The 12,973-nt window shown below is 37.4% G+C and carries 14 protein-coding genes and 1 pseudogene; 11 read left to right on the top strand and 4 right to left on the bottom strand.

Going from position 1 to position 12,973, the window contains the following annotated elements; all coding sequences use genetic code 11:
- Positions 1–121 precede the first annotated feature (121 nt).
- From MHB44_RS11870 to msrB, 6 genes are all read left to right on the top strand, one after another.
- Positions 122–964, top strand: a complete 843-nt coding sequence (locus MHB44_RS11870; RefSeq protein WP_341299310.1) for a DegV family protein — start codon at positions 122–124, stop codon at positions 962–964.
- 119 nt (positions 965–1,083) lie between these two features.
- On the top strand, positions 1,084–1,470 hold the full coding sequence (locus tag MHB44_RS11865) for a hypothetical protein (RefSeq protein ID WP_341299309.1): 387 nt from the start codon (positions 1,084–1,086) through the stop codon (positions 1,468–1,470).
- The gene (locus MHB44_RS11860) at positions 1,443–2,366 is read left to right on the top strand and encodes a GDSL-type esterase/lipase family protein (RefSeq protein ID WP_341299308.1); all 924 of its coding nucleotides are present in this window, start codon (positions 1,443–1,445) and stop codon (positions 2,364–2,366) included. Before MHB44_RS11865 ends, MHB44_RS11860 begins: the two co-directional genes overlap by 28 nt.
- A 4-nt stretch (positions 2,367–2,370) precedes the next feature.
- Positions 2,371–2,952: a YpmS family protein gene (locus MHB44_RS11855; RefSeq protein ID WP_341299307.1), complete on the top strand. Its 582-nt coding sequence runs from the start codon at positions 2,371–2,373 to the stop codon at positions 2,950–2,952.
- Positions 2,953–2,964: 12 nt separating this feature from the next.
- A complete protein-coding gene (msrA, locus tag MHB44_RS11850; RefSeq protein WP_341299306.1) occupies positions 2,965–3,498 on the top strand; it encodes a peptide-methionine (S)-S-oxide reductase MsrA in 534 nt (177 codons plus the stop codon).
- A complete protein-coding gene (msrB, locus tag MHB44_RS11845) occupies positions 3,485–3,919 on the top strand; it encodes a peptide-methionine (R)-S-oxide reductase MsrB (RefSeq protein WP_341302966.1) in 435 nt (144 codons plus the stop codon). Before msrA ends, msrB begins: the two co-directional genes overlap by 14 nt.
- 71 nt (positions 3,920–3,990) lie before the next feature.
- Here msrB and MHB44_RS11840 read toward each other — a convergent pair whose 3' ends face one another.
- Positions 3,991–5,829: a methyl-accepting chemotaxis protein gene (locus MHB44_RS11840; protein WP_341299305.1), complete on the bottom strand. Its 1,839-nt coding sequence runs from the start codon at positions 5,827–5,829 to the stop codon at positions 3,991–3,993.
- 249 nt (positions 5,830–6,078) lie between these two features.
- Between MHB44_RS11840 and MHB44_RS11835 the strand changes: the two genes are divergently transcribed.
- Together MHB44_RS11835 and deoD are read left to right on the top strand one after the other, a co-directional pair.
- Positions 6,079–6,297: a YozE family protein gene (locus tag MHB44_RS11835; protein ID WP_053994775.1), complete on the top strand. Its 219-nt coding sequence runs from the start codon at positions 6,079–6,081 to the stop codon at positions 6,295–6,297.
- A gap of 89 nt (positions 6,298–6,386) precedes the next feature.
- Positions 6,387–7,094 carry a purine-nucleoside phosphorylase gene (gene deoD / locus MHB44_RS11830; RefSeq protein WP_053994776.1) on the top strand — a complete coding sequence of 236 codons (708 nt, stop codon included), beginning with the start codon at positions 6,387–6,389 and terminating at the stop codon, positions 7,092–7,094.
- 593 nt (positions 7,095–7,687) lie between these two features.
- Here deoD and MHB44_RS11825 read toward each other — a convergent pair.
- Together MHB44_RS11825 and MHB44_RS11820 are read right to left on the bottom strand one after the other, a co-directional pair.
- Positions 7,688–8,032, bottom strand: coding sequence for an IS3 family transposase (locus MHB44_RS11825; RefSeq protein WP_341299304.1), 345 nt, complete (start codon positions 8,030–8,032; stop codon positions 7,688–7,690).
- Positions 8,033–8,145: 113 nt separating this feature from the next.
- Positions 8,146–8,334, bottom strand: a pseudogene (locus MHB44_RS11820) (helix-turn-helix domain-containing protein); the annotation flags it as partial.
- 420 nt (positions 8,335–8,754) lie between these two features.
- Between MHB44_RS11820 and MHB44_RS11815 the strand changes: the two are divergent.
- On the top strand, positions 8,755–8,955 hold the full coding sequence (locus MHB44_RS11815; RefSeq protein WP_049664906.1) for a cold-shock protein: 201 nt from the start codon (positions 8,755–8,757) through the stop codon (positions 8,953–8,955).
- 150 nt (positions 8,956–9,105) lie between these two features.
- Here MHB44_RS11815 and MHB44_RS11810 read toward each other — a convergent pair whose 3' ends face one another.
- Complete coding sequence (locus MHB44_RS11810) at positions 9,106–10,158, bottom strand: Ig-like domain-containing protein (RefSeq protein WP_341299303.1); 1,053 nt, start codon at positions 10,156–10,158, stop codon at positions 9,106–9,108.
- A 266-nt stretch (positions 10,159–10,424) separates the two neighbouring features.
- On the opposite strand from MHB44_RS11810, the gene MHB44_RS11805 reads away from it, so the two are divergent.
- Together MHB44_RS11805 and MHB44_RS11800 are read left to right on the top strand one after the other, a co-directional pair.
- On the top strand, positions 10,425–11,855 hold the full coding sequence (locus tag MHB44_RS11805; protein WP_341299302.1) for an S-layer homology domain-containing protein: 1,431 nt from the start codon (positions 10,425–10,427) through the stop codon (positions 11,853–11,855).
- 218 nt (positions 11,856–12,073) lie between these two features.
- Entirely contained in the window at positions 12,074–12,430 is a 357-nt protein-coding gene (locus tag MHB44_RS11800) for a hypothetical protein (RefSeq protein WP_341299301.1), read from the top strand.
- Positions 12,431–12,973 lie beyond the last annotated feature (543 nt).

Here is a 12,973-nt window from a genome sequence, read left to right as displayed (position 1 = left end):
TATTGTTGTCACTTTAAGAGAGCGCTTACAATAAGACTTGGCTTAATGACAAATGTCATGTTTACATAATGATTCATTCATCTATATAATAAATGCTAATGAAGTAAAAGGATGTGTCGAAGTGGGACGAATTCATATAGTAACGGACTCAACTTGTGATTTAACAAAAGAAGAGATAGCACAGCATGGTATACATATTGTGCCTTTAACCATTCAAATTGATGGTAACACGTATATAGATGGGGTAGATTTAGAGCCACAGTCCTTTTTAGGGCTAATGAAAAATGCGAAAAATTTACCAAAAAGCTCGCAGCCTGCACCGGGAAAATTTAAGGAATTATACGATGAGCTTGGTAAAGATGGTGATCACATTCTTTCCATTCATATGACGGGGGGCATGAGCGGCACGGTTGAGTCTGCACGTCAGGCGGCACAAATGACAGATGCCCATGTTACGGTGATTGACTCTCGTTTTATCGCTATAGGTCTTGCTATCCAGCTTCGAGAGGCCATTAAGCTGCGTGATGCAGGCGCAACGGTAGAGGAAATTGTAGCACGTCTTGACAAGGTACGTGCCAACACACATTTGTATGTAATTGTGGATACGCTGGAAAACCTTATTAAAGGTGGTCGAATCGGTAAGGGTACAGGCTTTATCGGCTCATTGCTTAATATTAAAGTAATTGCTAATTTAGAGGGTGGCGTTTACAATCCTGTGTCAAAGGTGCGTAGCCATAAGCAAGTGGTGAATTATTTATTTAAACAATTCCAAGCAGATACGGCTGGCAAAACCGTGAAGGCGGTAGGTATTTCCCATGCAGATGGACTTGCGACGATGGGCAATCCATTAAAAGAGCTGGTTGAGAGCACGGGCTTTAAGGATGTCGAAATCGCCTTTACCTCTCCAATTATTTCAACCCACACAGGGCCAGGAGCCATTGGGTTTATTTACTACGCGGAATAATAGACAGGAGCTACTACATTTGTGAGTGTAGTGGCTTTTTTCGTATAGTGAAGATTAGGCGAAGTTCTGACAGCAATTATTGTATTGATCACTTACGGCAAGGAAATGAGCGAAGTCGCGTGGAATTGATCACTCTCGGCAAGGAAATGAGCGAAGTCCCCATAGAATTGATCACTCTCGGCAAGGAAATGAGCGAAGTCCCCATAGAATTGATCACTCTCGCCAAGAAATTGAGCGAAGTCCACGCAGAATTGATCACTCCCGCCAAGGAAATGAGCGAAGTCCCCATAGAATTGATCACTCTCGCCAAGAAATTGAGCGAAGTCCACGCAGAATTGATCACCTCCACACAAAATGGAGCGAACTGCTATAGAATCCATCAAAATTATCAAGAACAAAAGGGAAGTCACTTTCCATTGCGGTATGAACTATTCTATAATAGAAGTAATAGAAAGGGATGGAAGGTGGTCAAATCGGCATGTGGCGATTTATATTGTCATGTTTGACCGTCTTTGTACTAAGTGGTTGTGCAATATCAATCGACGAACCGAATCCGCAAGCAGAGCCAGATGGTGAGCAGGCAGAGACGGAGCAAGAGATGACGCAGGATGAGCAACAAACAAAGGACGAGGAAAAAACCTCTAAGAATATGTTGACGCAAATTTTTGAACATTTTTTTGAGCCATCAGCAGAGGATTTATCGCAAATTGATGAAGAAAACGCAAAACAACTACATTACTTGGCACTAGGCGATTCATTAACGGCCGGTGTTGGTGATGAGTATAGTCAAGACGGTTATGTGGGAAGATTAGCAGATTCATTGTTAACATGGCCCTCTGTAGCAGAGGTAGAGGTCGATAATCGCGGAAAACGTGGTAGACGCAGTGATCAGCTACTAAAATTAGTGAAAAAGGGGCATTATAATGAAGAGCTGCAACAGGCACAGCTCGTTTCATTAACAATGGGCGGCAATGATGTAATGAAAGTTGTTAAGCAGGATCTATTTAATTTAAAGCGCGATGCCTTTGATAAAGAATTGCTTGCTTATAAGGAGCGCTACAGGAAAATTATTGAAGGGATTCGAGCGAAAAACCCAACGGTGCCCCTATTGCTCATTGGTTTTTACAATCCATTCTCCATTGTTACAAATGAGGCCAATGAATTTGATACAATTATTACAGAATGGAATAAGGTGATTGAGGAAGTAGCAAGTGAGGATTCCAATGCCTGCTATATTTCGGTGGAGGATTTATTTGATTCAAACGAAGAACTTGTTTATCATACAGACTTTTTCCACCCAAATGCAAAGGGCTATGACAAAATGACAGAGCGTATACTCGTAACAATGGAGCAGTGTGAGATGGAAAAAAAGATTAACAAAGCAATAGGCTTCGAGGAGTGACAAAATGAATAAATGGAAGGTCGCATTTTTTGCCTTAGCGGGCACCGTGCTTTTTGCAATCCTCCTCGTTGTTTTTTTAGCAACTAGACCAGTAGATGGTGTCAATGTCGCAAAGAATACAGTAGGTAAAAGTGAAGGCAAAGAGAATGTTCTCGTTGTGCAAACAACAGCACAAGAATTAGAATCAATATCGAAAAAATATTTAAAGGATGCAGTAGAGGGATCACCCTTACCAATTGATTATACAATCGGAAACGATATTCAATTAAAAAGCACGCTCACTGTATTTTATACAGAAATTCCAATTTCGATGAATTTTGATCCGATTGTAGATGACAGTGGTAATATTATTTTAAAGCAAACCGGTATGAATGTGGGGCTACTCAATATTCCACCAGAAACAACGATGAAAATTATGCGTGATTCGGTGGAATTCCCCTCATGGATTACGGTAAATCCTAATGAAGCGGAAATTTATATTGATTTATCGCGTATTAATATTGCATCAGGTTCACGTGTTCGTGCAAAGGAATTGGATTTAGCCAATGATAAAATTTTATTAGAAATTATTGTACCTGGTGAATAAGGAGTGAAAGCTATGGTAAGGCAATATGCAACATTTGCAGGTGGCTGTTTTTGGTGCATGGTCAAGCCCTTTGATGAAACACCTGGCATCGAATCAGTCATATCGGGCTATACAGGGGGACATGTTGAAAATCCCACATATGAACAAGTATGCGCTGAAACGACTGGACATGTGGAAGCTGTACAAATCATCTTCAATGATGAGCTATATAGCTACGAGCAATTACTTGCAACCTATTGGACATTAATTGATCCGACAGATGCTGGTGGTCAATTTTATGATCGTGGACAATCCTATACAACGGCGATTTTCTATCATAATGAAGAACAACGTGAGTTAGCTGAGCGCGCCAAGGCAGATTTAGAGGCGTCTGGTAAATTTGATAAGCCGATTATGGTAAAAATCTTACCAGCGAGCACGTTTTATCCGGCTGAAGATTATCATCAACATTATTATAAGAAAAATCCAATGCATTATGAGCGCTATTCGATTGGATCAGGTCGCAGAGCGTTTCAGGAGCATCACTGGGGGAATAAACATGAATAAAGAACAGCGTTTAAAAGAATTAACTGAAATGCAATATTATGTGACACAGGAAAATGGTACAGAGCCACCGTTTCGCAATGAATATGATGACCATTTTGAAGAGGGCATTTATGTAGATATTGTTTCTGGGAAGCCATTATTTAGTTCACTGGATAAATTTAATTCAGGCTGTGGCTGGCCTGCTTTTGCCAAGCCCATTGAAAAAGAGGAAGTAGCAGAGCATTTTGATACATCCCATGGTATGCGTCGCGTAGAGGTACGTAGTAAAGAGGCAGACTCTCATTTAGGTCATGTCTTTCCAGATGGGCCAAGTGAGCTAGGCGGCCTGCGTTATTGTATTAACTCAGCGGCATTGCGCTTTATCGCAAAAGAAGACTTAGAAAAAGAAGGCTATGGCAACTATTTAGCATTATTCAAATAAGAAAATCCTAGCAAGGGGATCACTACCTCCTTGCTAGGATTTTTTATGTTCTTGGCAATATTATTGAGTAGCTATACTTTAAACTCACTTACGAGGTTGCGTAGACTATCTGCTTGTTGAGCAAGCTCTGTAGCGGCTGCATTGATTTCCTGCATGGATGCAGAGCCTTGTGTTGCCGCTGCCGCAGAGGTCACCGTGTTAGCTGCTGATTGCTCCGCATATGCATTGACATGGACGAAATCATTGGCTACAGCATTACTATAATCAATGGTTGTGCCAATTTGCTCAACCATTGCGGCAATAATCGCTGTTGTTTCCTGTGTATGTGCTAAAATATTTTCCAATGATTGGTTGGTTTCATTGGTTACCTCGACACCGCGGATAACCGATGTAACGCCCTCATGATTTTGCGTAATAATAGAGGTCACTTCCTCTTGAATGGATGTCACAATCCCTGTAACTTCCTTTGCAGCACTTTGTGATTGCTCAGCCAGCTTCCGCACCTCATCCGCTACAACGGCAAAGCCTCGTCCATGCTCACCAGCGCGTGCTGCTTCAATGGCTGCATTTAAGGCAAGTAGATTGGTTTGCTCAGCAATCGCTGTAATCGTGCCAATAATGGAGGTAATATCGGCTGATTTACGACCTAGTGCCTCAACAGTGGAGGTTGTGGATGCCATTGTTTCTTCAATCGATTGCATAACAAGTGATGATTGCTCAACAGAATGACTGCCTTCATCTGCGGCTTGTTGCATCGCGAGTGAGGCATGTTGCACAGCGCTAGCCTGTTCATTTAATTGATGCATGGAGTGCTCAAGGTCGCTCATTTTTTGCTGTGCACTATTCATGCTGGCAATCGTCTGATCACTATCGCTGGCAATATCAGCTGTGGCATCTGCAATATCTTGAATAGTACGTGCATTTTCATCAGCTAAGGACATTAGCTCTTGGCTACTGCTGGATACATGATCAGCCAGCTCACTAACACGTCTGATTAAGTTAGAAATCGACTCAATTAATGTATTGGTGGAAGCGGCAATAATCGAAAATTCATCACGATTTTGTACTTTTACACGCCTTGTTAAATCGCCTCCAGCCTGTGCTATATCGAGAATCGAATCATTAATGACCCGTGTATTACGCTTTAGTGATTTAAAGAGCATATAACCAAAAATCACAATCGCTAAAAAGCCAATAACGGATACGAGAAAGAATGTGACAATAGACAGATTAACCTGTTGATTGAGCTTGTCCAATTTTGTTTTATTGGACACATCCATCACATTATTAATCGCTACAATATTACTATCAATATGCGCTTTCATGGTTTCCCCAGCAGCACCCATTATTAATTTACGCGCCTGCTCAAGCCCTAATTCATCACGCATAGTCATTACTTTTTTTGAATAATCAAGATAATTTTTAAAATATTGTTCAATGGCCTGCATATGACTAAGCTCTGTTTGTCGATCCTCAAATTGCTTTTTTAATGATGTGAGTTCTTTCTGAATGGTGTCCGTTTTCATATGATAGGAGGTAAAATAATTGCCGTCTCCTGTAATTAAATAGGTTTGCTCTAAATTGGTTAGTCGTGCAATCTCATATGCCAGCTTATTAACAGTTAACTGCTCCTGCACATTTCTCTTGGTGAAATCCTCCATTTGCTGCTGTAGATTTTGGATATTGACATACGATAACACCCCCATAATGCCGTTAATGACAATAAGCAGTGCAAACATGAGGAGCACCTTGCCCCGAATTAAATGATAAAAACGTTGCTGCTTTTCTTTAATAGGAGGGGAATTAGTCCCGCTTTCCTCTTTTATTGCTTCCTTCTTATTAAAAAAACGAAAAGCAGAGAGAGACGGGCGCTGTTTCGCTGTGTTAGAGTCTTTTCTAGTCTTTTTCATCGCCATCACCTTCCTATTTTTTTAACCATCGATTTCAATTTTATCTTATTTTAGTAGATATTTCTATTGGAATTTACAAAAATAAAAATTTTCTGATAAATAATGTCGTGACAAAAGTCTATATTGTCCAAGGAAATAGTGCTAAATACATCGATAGGTAAAAATTCATAGCACTAGAGGCTATGACGAATGTTAGTTTTTTTGGTACACTAGCGAAAAAGCAATCGCAGTAAAAGGGGAAATCGTGTAATGAAAAAAAGTTTTTATCTCTATGTACTAGCCTTTCGGGGTGGTGATTGGTCAGATCCTAAAGTGCGCTTTGCAGAAGAAATGTTTCAGGAGCATAATTTTCCAAAGCAAAGCACAGACTTTAATGAGCTATCTACCTATATCGAGTCTTATGCAACAGCCAATCTAACAACAGAGGCTTTCGATACTTTATGGGCGCTTTATGAAGAGCAAGCATAATTTTTTAGTTGCTAGACGTCTAGCATTGCGAAAATAACAAAAAAACAGTATGATGGATATGATATCTGACAGAAAAGAGGGATTGCAGTATGAGTATTCATATTAATGCAAAAAAAGGTGAAATTGCTGACACAATTTTACTGCCAGGAGATCCATTACGTGCAAAATATATCGCAGAAACATTTTTAGAGGATGTAACTTGCTACAATGAAGTACGTAATATGTTTGGTTACACAGGTACGTATAAAGGAAAACGTATTTCTGTACAAGGAACAGGTATGGGTGTACCATCGATTTCGATCTACGTAACAGAATTAATGCAAGAATATGATGTCCAAAAATTAATCCGTGTTGGTACTTGTGGTGCAATTCAAAAGGATGTAAAAGTGCGTGATGTGATTTTAGCGCAAGGTGCAACATCGGATACACGTATGAACCAAATCATTTGGGGCGGAGCGATCGACTTTGCACCAATCGCAAACTTTGACTTATTATTAAAAGCTTACAACGCTGGTAAAGCAGCAGGTCTTAACTTACAAGTAGGCAATATCTTTACGGCAGATCTATTCTACTCAGACGAGCATCAAAACGAAAAATTAGCGCAATATGGCGTGCTAGCAGTAGAAATGGAATCCGCAGCACTTTACACATTAGCTGCAAAATTCGGCCGTCAAGCACTTTCTGTTCTAACAGTAAGTGATCATATTATCACAGGCGAAGTAACAACAGCTGAAGAACGCCAAACAACATTCAATGATATGATGGTTGTCGCATTAGAGGCAGCGATTCAGGAGTAGTTGATATATCAACGTTTGTAAGAGCTATGTAAAGTGTTGAAAATGGACGAGTGACCAACTAAAGCAGTTTATTAAAAATGAACTGCACCCGTCAAGTAGACAGTGGAAATAATAAAAATTGAATTAAGCGGTTTGAGCCCTGAATTCTAAAGGACTCAAGCCGTTTAATCGTTTCTGGTAGCGATAGTGATTATAAAAATGAATATATAGCCATCAATCGATAGTTTTAACTCTTCATATGAATCGTACTTATGTAAATAATACTTCTCACATTTCAATATACCCCAAAATGCTTCAATCGGTCCGTTATCAATACATCGACCAACACGCGACATACTTTGTGTCAATTCTGCTTTATCAACGATTCGCTTAAACTCTTTTGATGTATATTGAAAACCTTGATCACTATGTATGAATGGCTGCTCACCTTGTTGTAATAATTCAATTGCTGCTTTTATTGTTTTGAAAACGTGGGAATTATTATTCGAATGATTTACTACATAACTTACAATTAAACCATCATATAAATCGACAATTGCGCTTAAATATGCCTTTTTCCCGCTCCCATACTTAAACTCTGTTACATCTGTACACTATTTTTCATTTGGCTTTTCCGATGCAAATGCCCGATTTAACACATGCTCTGCCACGTGACGTGCGGGTGATTTATGATAAGGTTTTCGTTTTCGCCGAATAACGGATTTCAACCCACTCACCTGCATCAAACGATAAATACGCTTCTCATTAACTACCGCTTGATTCTTCTCTTTTCGCTGGCGCTTGATTGTCAACGCTATACGTCGATAACCGTAAATGTCATCTACTTGTTGGTAAAGAAGATGAATATCCCTTAAAATTGCTTCATTTTCAACTTCTCTGTTAGAAGGCTTACGACTTAGCCACTTATAGTAAGCAGCGCGTGAAACATCAGATTTCACCTAATGAAAGAATTGCAATTTTTTCCTCTTGATGTAATTCTTGAATCGCTAAATAGCGTTGTTGTAAGCGAATTTGGCTTAGTGACGCCTCCTTTCGATTTCCTCTACCTTTTTTAAAAATAGATTTTCTGCCCGTAAGGCTCATTTTCACGCTCAATACGTTGAATCTCTAATTTCAACTTTTCTTCAACTGTTAATTCAACCTCATCTTTTGTGCGACCACAGCGATCACGTAATCCCTCTTCACCATTTGCTTCAAATTTCTTCGTCCATTGATACACCTGCTGATATGAAACACCATAAGTGTGTGCTGCTAAAGGATGTGTAGTTTTAACTCAAGTGGATGTTTGCTTCGCCCCATAAAAAATACTCCCTTTAGATAAACAGATTTTATTTTTTAATCTGTCTACCTAATAGGGAGCATATCGCAAATAGGTAATGGGCTTTTTTTATTTTCACAGATTAATACTTGTCAAAATACAAATGAATGTTCTTGTTGGCAGTCATTTAGCTTAGTTTATAGTTAATGAGTTCGCTTTTACACTAGACAAATATGATTTTTTAACATATAATTAATGTAATAAAATCGTTTGCAAGGGAACAATGAATTCACATATTACAAAGAGTAATCGTGTATTGTTAGATACTTTTTGTAATATGTGAATTTTTTTCTTTTGAAGTAGTATGATTTTATTTAATACAATTAATGGAGGTCATTATAAATGGCACAAGGTACAGTGAAATGGTTTAACGCAGACAAAGGTTTTGGTTTCATCGAAATGGAAGGCGGGAAAGATGTATTCGCACACTTCTCAGCTATCCAAGGTGATGGATTCAAATCACTTGAAGAAGGTCAAAAAGTTGAATTCTCAGTAGAAGATGGCCAACGTGGACCACAAGCTGCAAACATCGTAAAACTCTAACTTTTAGGGGTCACCTCATTAGTAGAGTGGTTTTTGTTCAGCATTTGTTTAGGTTGTTGTGTTTTTTATTAATGTAAGATTTCATATTTTACCTAAACCTAAACTTCAAAAAAAGCCCAGGTACTCATGTGAGCCTGGGCATTTTTGTGTCTAATATTCTCTTACTTCAAATGAAGCAATCTTATCATGGGCAATATATTCAGTTACCTTTTTATAAGGTGAAATGGTTTTTGAAAATTTGAATGTAGAAGTACCTTGAGCACTATCAAACCAATTTAAGTAGTTGTTTAAAACGGCATTTGTTACATCATATTCTTTTGTTATACCGTTTACTAGAGTGATACTTAGAATAGCACTTGAAAATGCATGATCTGGTTTCTTAACAATAACTGTACTTGTTGCTGAAATATCTGTGTTTTCTATTGTTGCTGTAATGATTGCTGAACCTTCGCTAATAGCAGTTATATTACCATTCTGATCTACAGTAGCAATTGATTCATCACTTGATGACCATGTTACTTTTGCAGTATCTGGAGTAACTGTAGCTGTTAATTTATTTTGACTACCTTCTAAAAGTTCTAAATTATTTTTGTCTAATATGATTGCTTCTACATTAGGTTCCTGAAGTGGAGAAAGTAATTCACTGTTTGCATCAATGTCTATTGCATCGATATTTATACCCTTTTTAAAACCTTCTGCTACACGGATTATTGCTTTGTGTCTCTTATTTTCTAATCCAGTTACTTCAGCTATTAAAGTCTGATTTTGAGTAAGTCCGTGAATAGAAAATACTTGCTTTACTTCTCCATCTATAACTAATTCAACTTTTTCAGCGTAATAATTATTTGTGTTCCATTTGCGGACAATAATTCGAACTTTATCCCCAGTGAAATCAAATAGAACAGGTTTATCATTTGCAGGTGTATAAGAATATTGACCTTTGTACGAGCCAGTATCACTCTGAGTTAAGTAACCGGTTTTTATAATAGCTTGATGAGAATTGTCATATCTTTTCCAACCAATTTCAGGGTGTGTGAGTCTATCACCTACTACAGCACTATTTTCAGGAGTATTATTTAAATTAGTTATCCCTTCTTCATAATCCACAGTTTCTGCTGCAGATGCACTTTCAACGCTAATACTAACTAGTACTAATAACGTTAATGCTAAATAAATAAAACTTTTTTTAAACAAATTAACCACTTATGTATCCTCCTTTAAAATTGTCTTAGGTTATTCTTTTAAGTAACTCATAGTAACAAATTTAACTATAATTATACTTATTTACCATAATAAAAAACAGACAACATTATTAGTTATCTGCTTCATCTTAAAACGGAAGTAAGAAGGTAATTATATATAATTTGTAGAAACTTCTGTAAAGGAGTGAAGATCATGTATTCCTTGCTTAGGTTTAATATGGTAACTTTGGTATGTACATAGATTTTGCATAAAAAGGAGAGTATGAAATGTTACATAGGAAATCAGCGAAAAATAATTTAATGACTAAAGCAATAGCAGCGAGTGTTATGACAGCTGCTATGGTTATTCCAATTGCTACTGAAAATGTTCAAGCAGCACCAGTTACTCAAACAACCTTTAATGATGTACCTAAATCCCATTGGGCTTATGAATCAATTAAACTGGTCGCTGAAAAAGGACTAGTAAAAGGATATGATGACGGTACATACAAGCCATCTGCTCACGTTACTCGTGCTGAATTCGCTTCTTTTTTATCCCGTATCTTAGGAATAGAAGCTGACAAGAAAAATTCTTTCCCAGACTTGCCTTCTAGCCATTGGGCGTATGATGCAATTAATAATGGTATCAGTGCAGGAATTATAGAATTAGATTCTTTTAAATTTGAGCCTAATAAACCAATGACTCGTGTTGAGATTGCTACGTGGTTAACTAAAGCATTAATTAACAATCACCCTGATTATTCTAAAATAGTTTCAACTTTAGGACATTCAGACCTTACGTTAATCCCGATTCCCGAATTTTATAAGGGTGGAGTAAACAAAAAAGACTTACCTTATATTGGGGTAGCACTAGGTACGGGATTGCTTTCAGGTTATGAGGACTTCACCTTTAAGCCGAATGGTAATACAACTCGTGCCGAGGTAGCAACAATCCTTATTCGTTTCATGGATACATTGAAGAAAGTGCCATCTGATTTCATAGGTTTACAGGAACTTCGCGAGGTTGCTAATACTGGGACGAATATATTGACACTCACAAATTTTGAAAAAAGGAGGTATAAAGATACTACTTCTTGGTACAGTAGTACAGAAAAATCTGCAAAAAAGTTAAATATGAGTGTAGAAGAATATATAAATATGGTCTATGGGGTGGCATTTAAGCTACCAGTTGAGGGAGAAGCAGTAGGTGGTTTTGAGGATGTACTAGGGAAACCTTATACTTTGCTAAACAAACGTGCTGTTAACACTATAGAACGTGTCATTTTCGTGGACACAAGAGGTTCACAAGCAAAAGGTATTTACAAGGATATGTTTTTTTATATAAACCCAAAACCGAACCTAGATGGTAATATACTTAATAGAAATTTATATCATGTATATACCGAATATACAACAACACCAAGTCAAAATACCACTTTATCTAGTATGTATAATGGTTCTATAATGGGACAAGCAAGTTCGCAAGTTGTTAATTTGGTAAAAGCGAAACAATTTGGTATCGCGACACCTCGAACAACAGACGGATGGTACTACGAGGAAGTGGAAAAGGGGGTATTCAAAAAAATAACAAACGATTTCTTCACAAAAGGTAAAACTGTCCGCTATTGGGCTGTAGAAATTGAGAGTGAAACAACTGATGATCCAATATCAGGAAGAACAGATGATGGTAGTGGATATTATTATGAAATTATAAAATAAAAAGTGTATTCAAATACTTAGAATTTACAATTTTAACTAAGATAACAAGTGAAAAAAGTATAAAGAAAAAAACAATTAAGACCACTCCGTGATGGGTGGTCTTTTGCTATTTTTCAATGCCCCATACCTCTCATGGTTTTGTACCTATATTTATTTGAATATTGTGGATAGAAAAAGTCCAGATGCACATATACCTTATAAAAAGTGAGATGATTAAGTTGAAAGCAAAGCATATTCAAAGTGAAATAGAGGCTATGCATTATTGGGATGCAAGAGTATTGCAAATGGACACTAGTTTTTTTGGTGATGAGCTTACCATTATGTTTGAGGACACCGATTATAATGTAAATTTACTATTCACTGGTTGTTCAAAATTTTCATTTATAACCAGTGTTGAGGATAGATTAAAACCTCTAAAAGAATTAACTAAACCTCAGATTCCTTATTTTATTCAGGATATTGAAATCAGTGAGCTGGACATTGAGGGCGGAAAAACCTTATTAAAGTGCAATATTTTTATGCCGCCATTAAAGGTGGAAGTTGTATGCACTAAAATTTTTATTGACAAGGTATAATTTGAAGAACTTGATTGGCTGTACTGTGTTAAGAAAAGCATATCCTTCCTGATGGAGATGGTTGGGCTTGTGAAAGATAAGCTTATAAAAAATAAAATTTATACAAAAACAGTCTGCCATTAAAAGGTGGCCTGTTTTATTGATTATTATAGTAGAAAGTCAATTTTGAAGTCCTTATTATCAAACACTTATTGAAATGTTTTGAAGGAAAAAATTATATATTCTCTATGGATATTAAGGATGGTGTGTTAACCGTATAAAGTACACTGAGCGCTGTATTTTCAGGGGGCATATAGTAAGGCTATAAAGCGTTCTAGTATAAAGATTAGTTAAATTCATCATCTGTGGAGGGCAAAGCTCTTAGAGAACGTCCAGTCCCTTTCTATAATTGGCTGGAGTGGTAAATGGAAATAGTTATCCTAGTGATATTGAGATGAGGTATTATTAAACTAAAGGAGCGTTCAGTTGAATAACAATATGGTTTTTTGTGGTAAAATAGTAGACGGTAGGTGCATCTACATCTTTGCAGGAAGGTGGGATGGG

Origin of the sequence: Lysinibacillus sp. FSL H8-0500 (assembly GCF_038051955.1) — a bacterium.
GTDB classification, from domain to species: Bacteria; Bacillota; Bacilli; order Bacillales_A; family Planococcaceae; genus Lysinibacillus; species Lysinibacillus macroides.
The sequence above is the reverse complement of the archived record's forward strand: the minus strand, read 5'-3'. Positions and strand labels throughout refer to the sequence as shown.

Excerpts from the sequence above, each read along its gene's own strand:
- MHB44_RS11815 (WP_049664906.1), top strand. The coding sequence starts at position 8,755 with ATGGCACAAGGTACAGTGAAATGGTTTAACGCAGACAAAGGTTTTGGT.
- MHB44_RS11855 (WP_341299307.1), top strand. The coding sequence starts at position 2,371 with ATGAATAAATGGAAGGTCGCATTTTTTGCCTTAGCGGGCACCGTGCTT.
- MHB44_RS11840 (WP_341299305.1), bottom strand. The coding sequence starts at position 5,829 with ATGAAAAAGACTAGAAAAGACTCTAACACAGCGAAACAGCGCCCGTCT.
- deoD (WP_053994776.1), top strand. The coding sequence starts at position 6,387 with ATGAGTATTCATATTAATGCAAAAAAAGGTGAAATTGCTGACACAATT.
- msrA (WP_341299306.1), top strand. The coding sequence starts at position 2,965 with ATGGTAAGGCAATATGCAACATTTGCAGGTGGCTGTTTTTGGTGCATG.
- MHB44_RS11805 (WP_341299302.1), top strand. The coding sequence starts at position 10,425 with ATGTTACATAGGAAATCAGCGAAAAATAATTTAATGACTAAAGCAATA.
- MHB44_RS11835 (WP_053994775.1), top strand. The coding sequence starts at position 6,079 with ATGAAAAAAAGTTTTTATCTCTATGTACTAGCCTTTCGGGGTGGTGAT.
- MHB44_RS11860 (WP_341299308.1), top strand. The coding sequence starts at position 1,443 with ATGTGGCGATTTATATTGTCATGTTTGACCGTCTTTGTACTAAGTGGT.